Origin of the sequence: Achromobacter sp. DH1f, assembly GCF_000633435.1 — a bacterium.
Taxonomy (GTDB): Bacteria; Pseudomonadota; Gammaproteobacteria; order Burkholderiales; family Burkholderiaceae_B; genus Achromobacter; species Achromobacter deleyi.
In genome coordinates, this window is the sequence record NZ_AYMF01000029.1 from 86,687 (window position 1) to 104,968 (window position 18,282).

Below are 18,282 nucleotides of genomic sequence, written 5' to 3' on the forward strand. Positions count from 1 at the left end.
TAAAAGCTCCGGCGGCAGGACGTGGAAACAGCATAGTCCAGACCGCCAATCAGCAGGAATCGCATTCCCGCGGTGCAACATGACTGAATCTTGGCGATCCCCGACGACAGCGGCGACTTGCGGCCGCTTGGCGTACGGATCAAGCCCTATTGGACGCCGCAGGCGTTATATTGCACAAGCAACTTTTCCGCCGCCTACGCATGAGTTTCAAGAATGTCATATCCGCTGGCCAAACTGCCTCCGCTTGACCTCGTCCGGGGCTTCGTTGCCGTGGGCCGCCGCATGAGCATCACGCTGGCGGCGCAAGACCTGCACGTGACGCAATCGGCCGTCAGCCGGCAAATCCGCGCACTGGAAGCGCACCTGGGCGTGCCGCTGCTGCTGCGGGGCTTTCGTAGCGTGTCGTTCACGTCGGAAGGCGCACAACTGTTCCGCATGGCCGACACCTGGTTGAGCCAGCTGGGCGACCTGACCGAACAGCTGCGCGCGCCGGAACGCCGCACGCCGGTCACCGTCACCACCACCATCGGCGTCGCTTCGCTGTGGCTGCTGCCCAGGCTGGGCGACTTCCAGGCCGCGTACCCGAATATCGACGTGCGCGTGGCGGCCGACAACCGGGTCATCGACATCGACCGCGAAAGCGTGGACATCGCCATCCGCTACAGCCTGCGCGACACCGTGCCGGACGGCGCCGTCTGGCTGTTTGGCGAATCGGTGGTGCCGGTGGCCCATCCGTCCCTGAAAGCGCGTGCCCTGGACGCGCGCGAATTGCAGCGCCACGTGCTGCTGGAGTTCGACGACCCCACCCGCCCCTGGCTGCAGTGGTCCGAATGGCTCAACGCGCGCGGCCTGGGCCGGGTACGGCCAAAGGGCATGCTGCGGTTCAACCAATACGACCAGATCGTGCACGCCGCGCTGGCCGGCCATGGCATCGCCCTGGGGCGGCTGGCGCTGATTGCGCCGATGCTGGCCGACCAGCGCCTGGCCACCGTGGGCGGGGCCGCCGCGGACGCCACCGAGCATGCTTATTGGCTGGTGCGCAACGCCCGCCGCAGCACGCCCGATGCCGACATCGTGACCCGCTGGCTGGTGCAGCAGGGCGCGGCCACCGCCCAGACGCTGACGCCTCCTTGACGCTGGCCGGCGCGGCGGCCTGACGGGCGCCGTACAAGATCTATACAAACTTTCATACATTCCCGCCTGCACTCCTGTAGATTGCGGCCTGCGCAACGCGTACGGGCCCCCGACCCTGCCGACTTGCCGTGGCATCCTGCCCCACCGCCGCCCCTGCGGGAACCGGCCCGCGGCCCTGTCGTCGCCGCCTCCCGCTGCGCTTCCCCGCAATTCCCTCAAGGCGTAGATGACGCTCTTCCGATCCGCCAGCGCATGGCAGAACTGGTTCCTGAATTTCCAGCGCTCTTTCCTGATCCTGCTGGCCCCATGGCTGGTGTCGGTACTGGCCCAGGGCGCCGGACGCGGCTACCTGCTGTATGCCTACGCGCCGCCCAACGCCTATACGGCGCTGCCGCAGGACATCAGCCGCACCCTCGGCATCGGCCTGCTGTTCGACATCAAGGTGTCGGCCATCGCGTTTTCGGTGCTGCTGCTGATTGCCCTGCTGCTGCCCGCACGCCCCACCTGGCAGGGTCGCTGGCTGCGCAGCCTGCCCTATGTCGGCGCGACGATGGCCATGCTGTTCGCCGCCAGCACCGTGATCAGCGTCTGCTACTTCGCCACCTTTTCGCGGTCGATCGACATCTTCGTGTTCGGCCTGATGGACGACGACACCCACGCCATCCTGCTGACGCTGTGGCACGGTTATCCGGTGCTGCGGGCGCTGGCGCTGCTGGCGGCCGTGCTGGGCATCACCTTCTGGCTGGCGCGCCGCTGGGGCGCCAGCGTGCTGCGTGCACGGCTGGCGCAGCGCCCCCTCTTGCCCAGCGCATTACGCCTGCTGCTGATCATCGGCATCACCGTGCTGGCGTGCCGGGGGTCGCTGGGCACCTTTCCGCTCAACAAGGACGACACCAGTATTTCGTCGCTGCGGCTTCTGAACGACATCGCGCCCAACGGCATCTCGGCATTTTTCTGGGCGCTGGACGACCGCGGCAATGACAAGCGCTTCACGCCCGTCTCGGACCAGGATGGCGCCGAGCTGTACCAGCGCTTCCTGGGCCGACCCGGCCAAGGGCTAGCGCCCTTCATGGCCAGTACCGGCGCCAATCCGGCGGCCCAGGCCCATCCGCCCCACGTGGTGCTGCAGGTCATGGAAAGCATGGGGCACCACATGAACCAGTACGACCGCCCCGGGCGCGACCTGCTGGGCGCCCTGCGGCCGCATTGGAACGCAGACTGGCGCTTTGACCGCTTCCTGTCCGAAGGCAACGGCACCATCGATTCGCTCAGCCGCTTGATGGTGCGCAGCCCCGTGCCCGCCATCAGCCAGTCATCGGCGGCCAACGGCGTCTTCGACAGCAACGCCTTCACGCCCTTCCTGGCGCGCGGCTACAAGGTGCTGTTTGTGACGTCGGGTGCGGCCACCTGGCGCAACCTGGGCAGTTTCGCCAGCCATCTGGGCGCGCGCGAATTCATCGACCAACTGGCACTGAAACAGCGTTATCCCGAGGCCGAGGCCGGCGCCTGGGGCGTGCCCGATGAATACATGTTCCGCTACATCGCCGAGCGGCTGGCGCAGGCCGACCGTGACGGCCAGCCCCTGTTCATCGTGGCCCTGTCGACCACCCATCATCCACCGTTCCTGGTGCCCGCGGGCGGCAAGCGGGGCGGCATCAATCTGGACGATGTGGAAAACCTGCCGTACTACGATTCGTGGACCGGCCTGGACGACGCCTTCGATACGCTGCGCTACGCCAACGACCAGCTGGGCCGTTTCCTCAGCGGCCTGAAGGCCTCGGCCAACGGCGCCAACACCATCGTTGCCGTCACCGGCGACCACAACATCCTGGGCGTGGACTACCAGGCCGACACCGACGCCGTGCTGGCACGCGCCGTGCCTTTCTACCTGTACGTGCCGCAGGCTTACCGCGGGCAGTCGACCTACGACCCGTCACGCCCCGGCAGCCACAAGGACATCCTGCCCACGCTGTACCACCTGAGCCTGCCCGACACGCCGTACTTCCGCAGCGGCTGCGACCTGCTGGCCGCCCGGCCCGACCCGCAATGGTGCTTTGGCTACAACAATCCGCGCCTGCTCATCACCCGCGATGGCGCCTACCGCAAGGACCGCCCGGGACGCATCATGCCCTGGGCCGGCGATGCCGGCGTGGCGCTGGCGCCCGAACAGGACGCCTCGCCCGCCCAGCGCACCGAAGAAGCCCGGTTGCAAGCCTACGGGCCGCTGCTGAAATGGCAGATCAACTACCAGGTGCAGAACCAGACGCCGGCGCGGCGGGACCGGCCCTAGGCCCGAGCGACGGCCGCGCCGCTCGGGCCGGCCGCACCCGCTTCAGTCCACCCGCACCAGCGCGTCGCCCGGCACCATTTCACCGACCACCGCGGCGTCCTCGAAGCCCTGGTGATGGAACAGGTCCAGCACCGCCTGCGCTGTCTGCGGTGTGCAGGCCACCAGCAGGCCGCCCGAGGTCTGCGGATCGGTCAACAGGGCGCGCTCGACATCCGTCACGTCAGCCCCCAGGCGCACGGACTCGCCATACGAGGCCCAATTGCGCCCCGACGCGCCCGTCACCACGCCATCGGCCGCAAAGGCCTGCACGCCAGGCAGCCACGGCAACGCATCGCGGCGCAACTGCGCCGTCAGCCTGGCGCCGCGCGCCATTTCCAACGCATGACCCAACAGCCCGAAGCCGGTCACATCGGTAATGGCATGCACACCGTCCAGCGCGGCCAGCGCGGCACCGGGCCGGTTCAGCCGGGTCGTCGTATCGATCATCACGCGATAACCGGCCGCATCCAGCCGGTTCTTCTTCAGCGCCGCCGACAGGATGCCCACGCCCAGGCCCTTGCCCAGGATCAGCACGTCGCCCGCGCGCGCATCGGCATTGCGCTTGATGCGGCCCGGATGCACCAGGCCCATTGCCGCCAGGCCGTAGATGGGCTCCACCGAATCGATGCTGTGGCCGCCCGCGACAGGAATGCCGGCATCCGCGCAGACCGATTCGCCGCCGCGCAGGATGTCTGCGATGACGCTGTGCGGCAGCACATTGATCGGCATGCCCACGATCGCCAGCGCCATGATCGGCGTGCCGCCCATGGCGTACACATCCGACAGCGCATTGGTCGCCGCGATGCGGCCGAAATCGAACGGGTCGTCCACGATCGGCATGAAGAAGTCGGTCGTGGCGATCAACGCCTGCTCGTCGTTGAGCCGATACACCGCCGCATCATCGGCCGTCTCGGTGCCCACCAGCAGGTCCGGATAACTGGCCGCGGGGCCGAAACGCGCCAGCAATTCCGACAGCACGCCGGGCGCGATCTTGCAGCCACAGCCGCCGCCATGGGACAGCGAAGTCAAGCGCGGCACCGCCGCCGATGCAGCATCCTGGGTCATGTCAGTCTCTCCGTAAGGGGTCTCGGAAAAGGATAGCATCGCCCCCCGGAATGGCCCTATCATCATTGCTGCAGCACGCAGCAACGGACGGCCCGCCCGCCACCGGGCGCACCGACAGCCAAACTTCACCGTGCGTGAGGGCTTTATGGATCGCCGACACTTCCTCCGTTTCTCGGGCGCCGTGTGCGCCACCCAGGCCGCCCTGCCGTTGACGGCCCGCGCGCAGCAGGCCCCCGTCACCGCCGGCTGGCGCGCCTACGAACTGACCAGCAGCATCACCGTGAAAGACCCCGGCGCCCAGACCCGCCTCTGGATTCCGGTGCCCTACGCCACCGACACCGCCTACCAGCGCGGCGCACAAAGCACCTGGCAGGTCAGCGGCGGCGGCACTGCGCAATTGGTCCAGGCCCCCGGTTACGACGTGCAGATGCTGGCCGTGCAATGGCCCGACGCCCAGACGCCACGGCAAGTTACCGTCACCAGCCGCTTCCAGACCCGCAACCGCCGCGTCGACCTGACCCAGCCGCCGCCGGCCGGCACCCCGCGCGAAAGCGCCGCCACCCTGCGCGAATTCCTCAAGCCCACCGCGCTCTTGCCCACCGACGGCATCGTCAAGACGACCGCCGACCAGATCACCCGCGGCCACCAGGGCACCCTGGCCCGCGCCCGCGCCATTTACGACTGGGTCGTCGAAAACACCTGCCGCACCGCAGCAACCCGCGGCTGCGGCGTCGGCGACGTGCGCTACATGCTCACCGCCAACGACCTGAACGGCAAATGCGCCGACATCAACGCGCTCTTTGTCGCCCTGGCCCGCGCATCCGGCATTCCGGCCCGCGACGCCTACGGCCTGCGCGTGGCCGACTCGCAGCTCGGCTACAAAAGCCTGGGCAAGGCCGGCGACGTCACCAAGGCGCAGCACTGCCGCGCCGAGTTCTACGCCGACGGCTACGGCTGGATCCCCGTCGACCCCGCCGACGTGCGCAAAGTCATGCTCGAAGAGCCCCCAGGCGACCTGCCCCTGACCGACGCCAAGGTGCGCGCCGCGCGCGTCATGCTGTTCGGCGCCTGGGAAATGAACTGGGTCGCCTACAACCACGGCCACGACGTCGCGCTGCCCGGCACCGCCCACGGCCCCGTCCCGTTCCTCATGTACCCCAACGGCGAAACCGCCGACGGCCGCCTGGACAGCCTGGACCCCGACAGCTTCAGCTACAAGCTCACCGCCAAGCCCCTGTCCACCTGACCCCGCGCGCCATGATCAGCCGCCGCCAGCTCCTGCAATCCGGCCTGTCGCTAGCCGCCCTGCCCCCCTGGGCCCGCGCCGCCAGCGACAGCGCCCTGAAGGCCGCCACCGGCCCCGACTGGGCCCCCTGGACCACCCCCACTCCCCCATTGATCCTGCCCGACCTCTCCGGCCGCGAACAGAAACTCTCCGCCTGGCGCGGCAACGTCGTCATCGTCAGCTTCTGGGCCACCTGGTGCGACCCCTGCCGCGACGAAATCCCCCTCATGTCCGCCATGGCCCGCCGCCACCGCGAAGAAGGCCTGCGCCTGGTCGCCGTCAACGTGGGCGAAGCCCTGGGCAAGATCACCACCTTCCTGGCCAAATGGCCCGTCGCCGGCACCGTCCTGCACGACCGCAACAGCACCGCCTCAAAAAAATGGGACGCCGCCGGCCTCCCCGCCAACTACCTGATCGACCGCGGCGGCACCGCCCGCTACTGGCACCTGGGCGCCCTGGACTGGAAAGCAGAAAACGTCACCAGCGTCGTCACCAAGATGCTGCGCGCCTAGCAAATAACCCCCCATCATTCCAAACCGCCCGCCCAAACAAAAGGCGGCGCAAAGCGCCGCCCCCGCCAAAATAAAACCCCTTCCGCCAACCCCCACAACAAGCAAACCGTTCGATCAAGGTTCAGCAACGCGACAACCCAATCCAACGTGAGCCGTGGCGTTGCGGGGCGTGTGACAGTGGGCCGTTTAGATTGCGCCCGAGGGAATCCGAAGGAGTCGCCGAAGGCGAGGACGAGGATGACAACGGGGCAGTCCGGAGCGAAGGCTCCGGACCGCAATCGGAGGCCCACTGTCACACGCCCCGCAACGCCACGGCGGCAGAAGAACACCGCCCATCGCCAGCAACAACCCCAATCAACGACCGCAAAAAGAATTGGCGGAAGGCAGCAGGAGTCGAACCTACCTGGGAACGTCTGACGCCCCCAACCGGGTTTGAAGCCCGGCCGTGCCACCGGACACGGATGCCTTCCGCAGTGACCCGCCTATGATACCCGCAGCACATGCGCATCCCGCACCCGCCGCGTCACCCCCGTCCGATCAAAAAACTCCAGAATCTGGATCGCCCGCTTGCGCCCCAACCCCGTCGCATCCCGGAACGCCGCCGCATTCAACCCCGCAGGCTTGCCCGCCAGTTCGATCGCCAGCGCCTCCAATTGCGCCACCTGCTCGCGGTCATAGAAAAGATCCTTCACCACCTGCGCCACCTCACCGCGCCTGAGCAGCTTGCGCAGCACCTGCCGCACCCGCTCTTCCGGCTCGGCCAGCAGCCGCGCCATATCCCGCACCCATGGCGGATCGTAGGCCCCCGCTGCCAGCAGCGGCAGCAGCCGCTGCGCCAATTGCGCCTCGCCTTCAGCCAGCACCGCCACATGATTCGGCAGATGCAACCACGGCCCATTGCGCACCACGCGGCCATGCTGCTGCAGATGATCCAGCAGCCCCTGCCACAGCGGTTCAGGCGCTGTCGGCAATGCCATCCGGCGCAGCCGTGAACTGTCCGGCCCCGGCTCATCCGGCGCCCCCTGGTGAAAGGCCGACAGCGCCGCTTCCACCCGATCGCGCAATGCCTCCCAGTGCGACGACAGGATCAGCGTACGCGTCCCTTGCGGCGTGCGCGGCGCAATCCAGCTGGCCCCATGCGGCGCGGCCAGTTCGCTGACTGGTTGGCCCGTCAGGCGCTGCAACGCCGCTTCGTCCAGCCCCAGCGTCGCCTGTTCCAGCAACGGGTGCAGTCCGCCGCCATCCAGCATCTCGGCCACCGCGCCCAACCATTGCAGCCGCGATGCTGCGCGGCGCTTGCGATCCGGCGCGTTCGGGTCCAGCACCCGGCCCCCGCCCACCGTGCGCGTCGCCTGCGCATTGCGCACGATGTAGCGGTCGCCGGGCATCGCGCACACCGGCTCGTCGAACACCAGCTGCACCCAGCCGGACTGCCCCGGCGCCAGCGATTCCGCCGACAGCGGCACCGCATGCGCCACATGGCGCGCGGCGCCGATATGCACATGCAGCGGCGTCCAGGCCCGCAGCGCCGCATCGGCAGAATCCAGCAACGTCAGCGCCACATCCACGTGGCGCGACGGCAGGAAACAGCGTGCATCCGCGATCCAGTCGCCGCGCGCGATTGCCTGCTTGTCGATGCCCGCCAGGTTCAAGGCGCAGCGTTGCCCCGCCGAGCCCGTTGCGCTGGACTGGTTCTGCGCGTGGATGCTGCGCACCCGCACCCGCGTGCCCGCCGGCATCAGCCGCAGATCGGCGTCGTCATCGCCCGCCCGCGCCTGGCCGCCGTGCGCCGTGCCCGTCACCACCGTGCCGTGGCCCGCCAACGTGAACACCCGGTCCACCGCCAATCGGAACAGGCCCTGGTGGCCGCGTGCGCCCAGCGCCTGCGCGGTCTCGTCCAGGTGGCGCTTCAGGTCGGCCGTGCCGCCGTCATCCGGCCGTGCTGCGCAAACCTCGAACACCGGCGCGCCCTGCAAAAAAGTATCCGCCGCCAGGGCCGCGATCTCGGCGCGCACCGCTGCCAGCCGGGCCGCATCGGCGCGATCCGCCTTGGTCAGCGCCACCGCCCCGCGCGCCACGCCCAGCAGCGTCAGAATCGCCAGGTGCTCGCGCGTCTGCGGCATGACGCCGTCGTCGGCCGCCACCACCAGCAGGCCGAAGTCGATGCCGCTGGCGCCCGCGGCCATCGTGTGCACCAGCTTTTCGTGGCCTGGCACGTCGATGAAGCCCAGCACGTCGCCATTGGCCAGCGGCGTATAGGCGTAGCCCAGTTCAATGGAAATGCCGCGCGCCTTCTCTTCCTTCAGGCGGTCGGTGTCCACCCCCGTCAGCGCCCGCACCAAGGTGGTCTTGCCATGGTCGATATGGCCGGCCGTGCCGACGATCATGCCAGGGGCTCCGCCAGCTGCGCGGCAAAGTCGGCTTCGTCGCGGGCCTCCAGGCAGCGCAGATCGAGCCACAGCGCGTCGTCCGCGATACGTCCGATCACGGGCACCGGCAGGCCCCGCAGCAGCGCTTCCAGGCGGTCCAGATGGCGCCCGGGACGTCCGCTGCCGGTATGGCGCACCGCCAGCCCGAAGCTGGGCAACTGGTCCACCGGCAAGGCGCCGCTGCCGATCTGGCTGAACATCGGCACCGCCTGCACCTCGTAGCCCGCGCCCACGGCATGGGCCAGCGTGCCGCGCAGCCGCTCGGCCTGCGGCTGGATCTCGCGCTGCGGGCGCGTGAACAGCCGCAACGTGGTCAGGCGCTGCGCCAGGAATTCCGGCGCGCGGTACAGGGCCAGCACCGGTTCCAGCGCGGCCAGCGTCAGCTTGCCCACGCGCAGCGCGCGCTTGAGCGGATTCTTCTTGATCTTGCGGATCAGGTCCGCACGGCCCACCAGCAGGCCCGCCTGCGGTCCGCCCAGGAGCTTGTCGCCGCTGAACGTCACCAGGTCGGCCCCCGCCGCGATGGTCTCGTGCACCGTGTCCTCGCGCGGCAGGCCGAATTGCGTCAAGTCCACCAGCGTGCCGCTGCCCAGGTCCACCGTGGCGGGCAGCCCACGGGCATGCGCCAGCGCCGCCACCTCGGCCACGCTGACGCTCTTGGTGAAACCAGTGACCGCGTAGTTGCTGCAATGCACCTTCATCAACATCGCGGTGCGCGGGCCGATGGGGGTCTCGTAGTCCGCCGCATGAGTGCGGTTGGTGGTGCCTACCTCGACCAGCTTGGCGCCGGCCCGCTTCATGATGTCCGGAATGCGGAAGGCGCCGCCGATCTCGACCAGTTCGCCGCGCGACACGACGACCTCGCGGCGGTCGGCCAGCGCGTTCAGCATCAGCAACACCGCGGCCGCGTTGTTGTTGACCACCGTGGCGGCTTCGGCCCCGGTCAGTTCGCACAGCAGCTCGTCGATCAGGTCATCACGGTCGCCGCGCCCGCCCGTGTCCAGGTCGAATTCCAGGTTGGCCGGCGAACGCAGCGCGCGCAGCACCGAATCGACGGCCGCGTCGGGCAGCAGCGCCCGCCCCAGGTTGGTGTGCAGCACCGTGCCCGTCAGGTTGTACACGGCCCGCAGGCGCGGCGCGGCGGCAGCCGCCAGCGCGGCCGACACTGCCGACGCAACCGTGGCCTCGGCCAGGTCCGCGCGCGGCAGCGCGCCTGCCAGCGCCCGCTGGCGCAGCGCGTCCAGGTGGCGGCGCAACGCCGCCACGACCTGCGTGCGGCCGTGGGTTTCCAACGCGACGGCCAGGCCGGGCGCGTTCAGCAGGCGGTCCAGCGCCGGAATGTCGGCGGCGGCGGCAAGATCAGCCATGGCTATTCCTCGTCGGCGCCGTGCCACAGCAGCGGATTGCCGCTGGCCCGCGAATAGCCGGCCTCGCCCACCAGCACGTCCAGCATCAGGCTGGCCAGGTCGTCGGCCACCGGTTCGACGTGCAGGTCCTTGTCTTGATAGAAGATCTTGCGATAGGCGTGGCAACGGTCGCAGGTTTCGGCCTTGATGGCGGGCGAACGGCCGTCGATGGCCTGGTAGGCCACGGATTCCACGTCTTCGCAGTGCGTGCATTTCACGCGCACCATGTGCCATTGAGTCGCGCAAAGGCTGCAGCAAAGGTAACGGTAGCCCTCGAACTGGCCGCCGACCCGCACCACGCTGGCCACCGGCAGGCTGGCGCACACCGGGCAGACGCCGAAGGGCGAGGCCACCGGCAACTGCTTTTCGTCGAAGCGGCTGGCCAGATCGGTCCAGTAGACCTGCAGCGCGGCCATCACGAACGGGGCGGCAGCGCCGTCCACGCCGTGGTGCTGTTCAGACAGCAAGGCCTCGGCCAGGTCTTCGAGCGATTCGGTGTCTTCGTCCAGCGCACGGCGCAGCGACGCACAGACCTCGACAGCCTCGGCCGGCACGTCGGGGCCGGCGGCGACATCGTCGACCAGCTGGCGCAGGATGTCCCGCCACAGCGGGTCGCGCGGCCAGCCCACGGCTTGCAGCGGCGGCATGCCGTGGGTCTGGGCCAGTTCGATGCGCTCTTGCGAGGCGGGCGGCGCGGCGCAGCCCTTCAGCGCACGATGCTGGGCGTCGACCAACCGGGCCATCAACAGCAGATAGTCGGCCACCGGACTGTCCGCGGCCAGTTGCCGCAAGCGGGCCGCACGGGTCGCGAAAACCGACTCGCGCGCCGGCAACTGGACGCGGGGAATGGTGTTGTGGTCTAGCGCTTCGATCTCGCCGCGCGGAAGAATTCGCTGCAATTCGCGTCTCCAGATAAACAAACACGGCTGCCGCCCCGACAAAGGGGAGGCAGCCGTGCGGTCAGACCCGTGAAATCGGCCGGGCGGATTACTTGCTCTTGCCCACTTGTTCCCGGAACCAGGCGCGATGGTGCTTCCACGCCCAGCCCGCGGTCACATAGCCCCGCAGCATTGCCGTCAGGGAACCCTTGACCCAGATCGCCGCATAAATATGCACAATGATCGCGCAAATCAGCACCAATGCACAAACGGCATGCAGCACCGAGGCGGCGCGGACGACCCAGATCGGGAAATAGAAGGCGAAGAATTCGCGCCAGATGACGATGCCGCTGACGAACAGCCCCAGCATGCACAGGATCAGCACGTAGAACAGCAGCTTCTGGCCGGCGTTGTACTTGCCGACCTCGGGCAGCTTTTCTTCGCGGTTGTCCAGCACGTCGTCCAGCTGCCGCAGCCACTGGCGGTCGGCCTTCGTCATGAGGTTGTAGCGCCACATGTGGCCGGCGAACACGACGAAGCAGACGAACATCACCAAACCGATGAACGGATGCAGGATGCGCGTCCAGGGGCCGCCGCCGAACAGATTGGTCAGCCAGAACATCGACGGGTGAAACAGCGCCAGCCCGGACAGCGCCAGCATGATGAACGTCAGGGCGATGATCCAGTGGTTGGTGCGCTCGCCCGGCGAGTAACGCTTGATGCGGCGGTGACGGTGGTCTTCACTCATGGCGCACCTCCTCTTCGGCGCGGCGTTCGTCTTCCTCGCTGACCTCGTTGCGGCCAACGCGGGCGTAGTGGAAGAAGCCCGCCAGCGCCGTCAGCGCCATGACGGCCACGCCGAGCGGTTTGGTGATGCCCTTCCACAGCGACACCATCGGGCTGATGTGCGGGTCCTTCGGCAGCCCGTGGTACAGCCCGGGCTGGTCGGCGTGATGCAGCACGTACATGACGTGGGTGCCGCCCACCCCTTGCGGGTCGTACAGGCCGGCTTGGTCGAAGCCCCGCGACTTCAGGTCTTCGATGCGCTCGGCCGCGTGCTGCTTCATGTCGTCCTTGGTGCCGAACACGATGGCGCCGGTGGGACAGGCCTTGACGCAGGCCGGTTCCTGACCGACGGCCACGCGGTCGGAACACAGGGTGCACTTGTATGCCTTGTGGTCCTTCTTGGAGATGCGCGGCACGTTGAACGGACAGCCGGTGATGCAGTAGCCGCAACCGATGCAGTTCTCTTCGTGGAAATCGACGATGCCGTTGTTGTACTGGATGATGGCGCCCGGCGACGGACAGGCCTTCAGGCAGCCCGGGTCCTCGCAGTGCATGCAGCCGTCCTTGCGGATCAGCCATTCCAGGTCGCCCTGCGGATTCTCGTATTCCGAGAAGCGCATGACGGTCCAGGAATGCTCGGTCAGGTCGGCTGGATTGTCGTACACGCCGACGTTGGTGCCGATCTCGTCGCGCAGGTCGTTCCATTCCATGCAGGCGCTTTGGCACGCCTTGCAGCCGATGCACTTGGACACGTCGATCAGCTTGGCCACCGAGCCCGTGATGGGCTCGCGGATGCCCGGCGGCGGCGTGGTGGTGGCGGAGCGCCGCTTGATGTCTAGGGATTGCATGGACATGTCGGTCTCCTAAGCTTTCTCGACCTGCACCAGGAACGACTTGAATTCCGGAGTCTGGGAATTGCCGTCGCCCACGAATGGCGTCAGGGTGTTGGTGAGGAAGCCCGGCTTGGCCAGGCCCACGAAGCCCCAATGGATCGGGATGCCCACGTGGTGCACGGTCTTGCCTTCGATGGTCAGCGGCCGCAGGCGCTTGGTGACCAGCGCCACCGCCTTGATGTAGCCGCGGTTGGATGACACCTTGACGCGCGAACCGTTGGCGATGCCCAGTTCCTTGGCCATGACTTCGCCGATCTCGACGAACTGCTCGGGCTGCAGGATCGCGTTGATGCGGACGTTCTTGGTCCAGTAGTGGAAGTGCTCGGTCAGGCGGTAGGTGGTGGCCACGTACGGGAACTTGTCCACCGTGCCCATTGCCGCCAGGTCGTCCTTGAACACGCGCGCCGCCGGATTGCTGGTGACGCCCTTGGCCTTCGGATGCAGCGGGTTGTAGCCCAGCGGGTTCTCGAACGGCTCGTAATGTTCGGGGAACGGCCCTTCGGCCATGCCTGCCCGCGCGAAAAAGCGCGCCACGCCCTCGGGGTTCATGATGAACGGACCCATGCCGCCGTCGGGGTTCTCGTCGCCCTTGAAGTCGGGAATGTCGGCCCCGACCCACGCCTTGCCATTCCAGGAAATCAGGTTGCGGCGCGGGTTGAACGGCTTGCCGGACACGTCGCACGAGGCCCGGTTGTACAGGATGCGGCGGTTGGCCGGCCACGCCCAGGCCCAGTTCAGGGTCTGGCCGATGCCGGTGGGGTCGCTGTTGTCGCGGCGCGCCATCAGGTTGCCGCCGGGGCCCCAGGCGCCGGCAAAGATCCAACAGCCGCTGGCCGTCGATCCATCGTCGCGCAGCTCGGCGAAACCGGCCAGCTGCTCGCCGCCCTTGCGGGTGATCTTGGTCGCGTCCTTGGGGTCGGCGAGGTCCACCAGCGCCTTGCCCGAGTATTCCTTGGCCAGCTCTTCCGCGGTGGGACTTTGCGGGTTGGAATACGGCCACGACAGGTTGACGATGGGGTCGGGATACTTGCCGCCCTCGTCCTGGTACATCTTGCGCAGGCGCGTGAAGATCAGCGACATGATCTCGATGTCGCTCTTGGCCTCGCCCGGAGGCTCGGCGCCCTTCCAGTGCCATTGCAGCCAGCGCCCGGAATTGACCAGCGCGCCGTCTTCTTCGGCGAAACAGGTGGTGGGCAGGCGGAACACTTCGGTCTGGATCTGCGAGGGATCGACGTCGTTGGCCTCGCCCGCGTTGCGCCAGAACTCCGAGGTCTCGGTGACCAGCGGGTCCATGATGACCAGGAACTTCAGCTTGGCGAAACCCGCGTTCAGCTTGGCCTTGTTGGGCGCGGCCGCCAGCGGGTTGAAGCCCTGCGCCAGGTAGCCGTTCATCTTGCCCTGCACCATCAGCTCATAGACTTGCAGCATGTCGTAGAGCTTGTCCAGCTTGGGCAGGTAGTCGAACGCCCAGTTGTTCTCGGCCGTGGCAGCCTTGCCCCACCAGGCCTTCATCAGGCTCACGTGGAACTTGCTGTAGTTCTGCCAGTAGCTGAGCTGGTTGGGCCGCAGGGGCTTGAGCGCGCGCGACTCGATGTACTTGCCGTAGTCCTGTTCAGGCTCGTTGGGCAGGGTCATGTAGCCGGGCAGCAGGTTCGACATCAGGCCCAGGTCGGTCAGGCCCTGGATGTTCGAGTGCCCGCGCAGCGCATTCATGCCGCCGCCGGCAATGCCGATGTTGCCCAGCAAGAGCTGCACCATGGCGCCGGTGCGGATGATCTGCGAACCGATCGAATGCTGCGTCCAGCCCAGCGCGTACAGGATGGTGGCGGCGCGGTCGGTGGTGGCGGTGGACGCCAGCATGTCGCACACCTTCAGGAACTTGTCCTTGGGCGTGCCGCAGACGCGTTCGACCATCTCTTCGGTGTAGCGCGAATAGTGCTTCTTCAAGAGCTGGTAGACCGTGCGCGGATGCTGCAGCGACGGGTCCGTCTTGACGAAGCCGTCGTCGCCGCGCTCGTAGTCCCAGCTGGCCTTGTCGTAGCTGCGCTTGTCGGCGTTGTAGCCCGAGTACAGGCCCGCGTCGAACGTGAAGTCCTCGCGCACGATGTACGAAAAGTCGGTGTAGTTGCGCACGTACTCGTGCTGGATCTTGTCGTGATCCAACAGGTACTTGATGACACCGCCCAGGAAGATGATGTCGGTGCCGGTGCGTATGGGCGCGTAGAAGTCCGCCACGGATGCCGAGCGCGTGAAGCGCGGATCCACGACGATCAGCTTGGCCTTGTTATGGGCTTTCGCTTCCGTGACCCATTTGAACCCGCACGGGTGGGCCTCGGCGGCATTGCCGCCCATGATCAGTACTACGTCCGCGTTCTTGATGTCGACCCAATGGTTCGTCATCGCTCCACGGCCAAACGTCGGGGCAAGACCTGCCACCGTCGGGCCATGTCAGACACGGGCTTGATTGTCGAACGCCAACATCCCCATGCTGCGCACGGTCTTGTGCGTGATGTAGCCCACCTCGTTGCTGCTTGCCGAGGCGGCCAGCATGCCGGTGGTCAGCCACCGGTTGACTGTCTTGCCATCCGCGGTCTTCTCGACGAAGTTCGCGTCGCGGTCGGCCTTCATGAGCTTGGTGATGCGCGTCAGGGCGTCGTCCCACGACATCCGCACCCACTTGTCCGAACCGGGCGCCCGGTATTCCGGGAATTTCAGGCGGTTGGGGCTGTGGATGAAGTCGATCAGGGCCGCGCCCTTGGGACAGAGCGTCCCGCGGTTCACGGGGTGGTCGGGGTCGCCTTCGATGTGCATGATGCTGGCGCGGGCATTCTTGGCGCCATCGCCAAGGCCATACATCAAGAGACCACAGGCGACCGAACAGTAGGGACAGGTGTTGCGCGTTTCCGTCATGCGCGCAAGCTTGTACTGGCGGACTTCAGCCATTGCCGTGCCGGGGGCTACCCCCAGCAAGGCCAGGCTCGAGCCCGCCAGCGTCGTACCGGTCACCTTGAAGAACTGGCGGCGGTTCATGTTGACCATGAAACACTCCTCTCCGGGTGAAAGGGGGAACTCTCGGACCGATCCGAAGAAAAGCCCTACAAGTTCCAAGGATATGCAAGCAAGTATAGGCGCAGCACGCGCCGGACGCCATCGGTCACGGGGACGGGCTTTCCCGGTGGATTTGGCGGCCAAACCGGGGGTTTTCGCAGATTTTGGATGATCGCGGGGCTGCTACCATTGCCGGCGGCGGGTTCCGGCCCGCCTTTTCCGCCTGATTCCCGCACGCCTGTTGGAGCGCCGATGCGCCGCTTTGCCCCCCTGACCCTGTCGCTGTCGGCGCTGTCCCGCATGGCGTTGCCCCGGACGGCCCTGCTCCACGCCGCCCTTTCCCTGACGACCCTGGGCCTGGGCGCCGCCCCCGTCCTGGCCGCGCCCACGCTGTCGCCGGCCGCTGCCGCCACCGAGGCCGCCCACGACGCGGCGATGGAAGGCTATCTGTACTTCTATCCGCTGGTCACCATGGACCTGACGCGGCGCCAGTTCACCCATCCGTCGCAGGGCGCCCAGGGCGCGCCCGCCAACGCCTTCCTGCACCAGCGCGCCCTGCCCCGGCCGGGCGCCGCCACGCCATGGGCCAACCCGGACATGCTGCGCAGCACCGCCTGGCTGGACCTGACGGCCGGCCCCGTGGTGCTGTCCGCCCCCGACACACATGGCCGGCTCTACACCCTGACCCTGCTGGACACGTGGAACGAGGCCTTTGCCACGCTGGGCAAGCGCAGCACCGGCACGGCGCGCAGTAACACCGCCCTCGTGCCGCCGGGCTGGACCGGCACGCTGCCGTCCGGCATGCCGCGCATCGATGCGCCCACGGCCTATGTGTGGGCCAAGAACCTGATCCAGACCGATGGCCCCGCCGACTATCCGGCCGTCAACGCCTTGCAGGACGCCTTCACCGTGACGCCGCTGGCCCAGTGGAACCTGCCGCCGCAGTCGCAGCGCGTCAAGGCGGACCCGTCCCTGGATCTGAAGATTCCGGTGCGCGAGCAGGTCGAGTCGATGCCGACCGATGCCTTCTTCACTTACGCCGCCGAGCTGCTGCGCAAGAACCCGCCGCACGCCACCGACCAGCCGGTGCTGGCCAAGCTGCGCCGGGTCGGCTTGATACCCGGCCGGCCGTTCGATTTCGACAAGCAGGACCACCCGGTCAAGCAGGGCCTGCGCCGCGGCCTGCGCGCCGCGCGCGACCGCATGCAGGCGGCCGCGGGCGTCACGCTGGGCGGCGTCAACGGCTGGCAGCGCGAAACCGCCAGCGCGGGCGTCTACGGCAACGCCTATCTGCGGCGTGCCCTGTCGGCCCAGGCGCAGCCGGGCGCAGGCCTGCCCGAAGACCTGGCCGTGCTGCTGCTGGCTGCCGACAGCCAGGGTCGGCCGCTGGAAGGCGCGCACCGCTACACCCTGCATTTCGCCAGCGGACAGTTGCCGCCCGCTGGCGCGCTGTGGTCACTGGCAGCGTACGACGGTCAGGGCATGCCGGTCGCCAATCCGCTGGACCGCTACGCGCTGAGCGACCGCGATCCGCTGCAATACAACGCCGATGGCTCGCTGGATGTGGTCATTAGCCACGCCGCGCCCGAGCCGGGCGTGCAGGCCAACTGGCTGCCGGTGGCGGCCACCGGGCCGGTGACCGTGCTGCTGCGGGCCTATGCCCCCGGGCCGGCGCTGCTGGACGGACTGTGGGCGTCGCCTGCGGCCGTACGCGACGAACCCTTGCCGGAACCCCTGGTGGAAACGGAACCGGCTCCGGCGACGCCCGCCGCCGCGCCGGCACCCGCGGCCTCGGCGGCACCTGCGGCGCCCCCCGCCTCCGGGAAGACGCCGGCCGCCGGGAAGACACCCGCCGCCGTGAAGAAACCCTAGCAAATGCCGTGAAGACGGCGATATGACAGGCTTTCGCCACTACCATAGGCGTTTTATCGCCGAGTAGAACGCCCGCCATGGACGACGCCTTTAGCCACCAACTGTCGATGACCATCCTGATGACGCCTGACATGGCGAATTTCTCAGGCAATGTGCACGGCGGCACCATTCTCAAATACCTGGACCAGGTGGCCTACGCCTGTGCCAGCCGCTACGCCGGCCAGTACGTCGTGACGCTGTCGGTCGACCAGGTCGTGTTCCGCGAACCGATCCACGTCGGCGAGCTGGTGACCTTTCTGGCGGCAGTGAACTACACCGGCCGCACCTCGATGGAAATCGGCATCAAGGTGGTCACCGAAGACATCCGCAAGAAGCTGGTGCGCCACACCAACAGCTGTTATTTCACGATGGTGGCGGTGGACGATGCGGGCGCGCCGACGGCGGTGCCGCCGCTGGCGCCGCGCAACCTGGAAGAAAAGCAGCGCTTCGAGGCCGCCCGCCTGCGCCGCGAACTGCGCCAGGAAATGGAACGGCGCCACGACGAGATCAAGCGCGAGACCACGGGCTGAGGCCAGGCCCGCGCATCGCGCGGCGGGCCGGGTTGCACCGCCTTGTTGCGGTAACGCCTGCGCCAGGAGCCACCTG

At 67.8% G+C, this 18,282-nt stretch carries 13 protein-coding genes and 1 tRNA gene; 6 read left to right on the forward strand and 8 right to left on the reverse strand.

Going from position 1 to position 18,282, the window contains the following annotated elements; all coding sequences use genetic code 11:
- Positions 1–213 precede the first annotated feature (213 nt).
- Positions 214–1,134 carry a LysR substrate-binding domain-containing protein gene (locus U858_RS0124605; protein WP_025139789.1) on the forward strand — a complete coding sequence of 307 codons (921 nt, stop codon included), beginning with the start codon at positions 214–216 and terminating at the stop codon, positions 1,132–1,134.
- Between the two features lie 226 nt (positions 1,135–1,360).
- Complete coding sequence (locus tag U858_RS0124610; protein WP_025139790.1) at positions 1,361–3,424, forward strand: LTA synthase family protein; 2,064 nt, start codon at positions 1,361–1,363, stop codon at positions 3,422–3,424.
- Positions 3,425–3,466: 42 nt separating this feature from the next.
- Here the strand turns inward: U858_RS0124610 and selD are convergent, their stop codons facing one another.
- Positions 3,467–4,528: a selenide, water dikinase SelD gene (gene selD, locus U858_RS0124615; RefSeq protein ID WP_025139791.1), complete on the reverse strand. Its 1,062-nt coding sequence runs from the start codon at positions 4,526–4,528 to the stop codon at positions 3,467–3,469.
- 145 nt (positions 4,529–4,673) lie between these two features.
- Between selD and U858_RS0124620 the strand changes: the two genes are divergently transcribed.
- Both U858_RS0124620 and U858_RS0124625 read left to right on the forward strand, forming a co-directional pair.
- Complete coding sequence (locus U858_RS0124620; RefSeq protein WP_025139792.1) at positions 4,674–5,774, forward strand: transglutaminase-like domain-containing protein; 1,101 nt, start codon at positions 4,674–4,676, stop codon at positions 5,772–5,774.
- An 11-nt stretch (positions 5,775–5,785) separates the two neighbouring features.
- The gene (locus U858_RS0124625; RefSeq protein ID WP_025139793.1) at positions 5,786–6,325 is read left to right on the forward strand and encodes a TlpA disulfide reductase family protein; all 540 of its coding nucleotides are present in this window, start codon (positions 5,786–5,788) and stop codon (positions 6,323–6,325) included.
- 374 nt (positions 6,326–6,699) lie between these two features.
- On the opposite strand, the gene U858_RS0124630 is transcribed toward U858_RS0124625, so the two are convergent.
- From U858_RS0124630 to fdnG, 7 genes are all read right to left on the reverse strand, one after another.
- Positions 6,700–6,795: transfer RNA gene (locus U858_RS0124630), tRNA-Sec, on the reverse strand.
- A 12-nt stretch (positions 6,796–6,807) separates the two neighbouring features.
- Positions 6,808–8,712, reverse strand: a complete 1,905-nt coding sequence (gene selB / locus U858_RS0124635) for a selenocysteine-specific translation elongation factor (protein WP_025139794.1) — start codon at positions 8,710–8,712, stop codon at positions 6,808–6,810.
- On the reverse strand, positions 8,709–10,121 hold the full coding sequence (gene selA, locus U858_RS0124640) for an L-seryl-tRNA(Sec) selenium transferase (RefSeq protein WP_025139795.1): 1,413 nt from the start codon (positions 10,119–10,121) through the stop codon (positions 8,709–8,711). Before selA ends, selB begins: the two co-directional genes overlap by 4 nt.
- Before the next feature lie 2 nt (positions 10,122–10,123).
- A complete protein-coding gene (fdhE, locus tag U858_RS0124645; RefSeq protein WP_025139796.1) occupies positions 10,124–11,059 on the reverse strand; it encodes a formate dehydrogenase accessory protein FdhE in 936 nt (311 codons plus the stop codon).
- An 88-nt stretch (positions 11,060–11,147) separates the two neighbouring features.
- A complete protein-coding gene (locus U858_RS0124650) occupies positions 11,148–11,786 on the reverse strand; it encodes a formate dehydrogenase subunit gamma (protein ID WP_025139797.1) in 639 nt (212 codons plus the stop codon).
- Positions 11,779–12,678 (reverse strand): formate dehydrogenase subunit beta, encoded by a 900-nt coding sequence (gene fdxH / locus U858_RS0124655; protein WP_025139798.1) that lies wholly within the window; start codon positions 12,676–12,678, stop codon positions 11,779–11,781. Before fdxH ends, U858_RS0124650 begins: the two co-directional genes overlap by 8 nt.
- 9 nt (positions 12,679–12,687) lie before the next feature.
- On the reverse strand, positions 12,688–15,756 hold the full coding sequence (fdnG, locus tag U858_RS0124660) for a formate dehydrogenase-N subunit alpha (RefSeq protein WP_157838860.1): 3,069 nt from the start codon (positions 15,754–15,756) through the stop codon (positions 12,688–12,690).
- A 309-nt stretch (positions 15,757–16,065) separates the two neighbouring features.
- Here fdnG and U858_RS0124670 point away from each other — a divergent pair, with 309 nt between their 5' ends.
- The gene (locus tag U858_RS0124670; RefSeq protein WP_025139801.1) at positions 16,066–17,637 is read left to right on the forward strand and encodes a DUF1254 domain-containing protein; all 1,572 of its coding nucleotides are present in this window, start codon (positions 16,066–16,068) and stop codon (positions 17,635–17,637) included.
- Positions 17,638–17,714: 77 nt separating this feature from the next.
- Positions 17,715–18,206 carry an acyl-CoA thioesterase gene (locus U858_RS0124675; RefSeq protein WP_025139802.1) on the forward strand — a complete coding sequence of 164 codons (492 nt, stop codon included), beginning with the start codon at positions 17,715–17,717 and terminating at the stop codon, positions 18,204–18,206.
- Positions 18,207–18,282: the final 76 nt, after the last annotated feature.

What these genes read in the sequence shown, in the direction of transcription:
- U858_RS0124675 (WP_025139802.1), top strand. Translation starts at nt 17,715, where the DNA reads ATGGACGACGCCTTTAGCCACCAACTGTCGATGACCATCCTGATGACG.
- selB (WP_025139794.1), bottom strand. Translation starts at nt 8,712, where the DNA reads ATGATCGTCGGCACGGCCGGCCATATCGACCATGGCAAGACCACCTTG.
- U858_RS0124605 (WP_025139789.1), top strand. Translation starts at nt 214, where the DNA reads ATGTCATATCCGCTGGCCAAACTGCCTCCGCTTGACCTCGTCCGGGGC.
- U858_RS0124620 (WP_025139792.1), top strand. Translation starts at nt 4,674, where the DNA reads ATGGATCGCCGACACTTCCTCCGTTTCTCGGGCGCCGTGTGCGCCACC.
- U858_RS0124625 (WP_025139793.1), top strand. Translation starts at nt 5,786, where the DNA reads ATGATCAGCCGCCGCCAGCTCCTGCAATCCGGCCTGTCGCTAGCCGCC.
- U858_RS0124650 (WP_025139797.1), bottom strand. Translation starts at nt 11,786, where the DNA reads ATGAGTGAAGACCACCGTCACCGCCGCATCAAGCGTTACTCGCCGGGC.
- U858_RS0124610 (WP_025139790.1), top strand. Translation starts at nt 1,361, where the DNA reads ATGACGCTCTTCCGATCCGCCAGCGCATGGCAGAACTGGTTCCTGAAT.
- fdxH (WP_025139798.1), bottom strand. Translation starts at nt 12,678, where the DNA reads ATGTCCATGCAATCCCTAGACATCAAGCGGCGCTCCGCCACCACCACG.
- U858_RS0124670 (WP_025139801.1), top strand. Translation starts at nt 16,066, where the DNA reads ATGGCGTTGCCCCGGACGGCCCTGCTCCACGCCGCCCTTTCCCTGACG.
- selD (WP_025139791.1), bottom strand. Translation starts at nt 4,528, where the DNA reads ATGACCCAGGATGCTGCATCGGCGGCGGTGCCGCGCTTGACTTCGCTG.
- selA (WP_025139795.1), bottom strand. Translation starts at nt 10,121, where the DNA reads ATGGCTGATCTTGCCGCCGCCGCCGACATTCCGGCGCTGGACCGCCTG.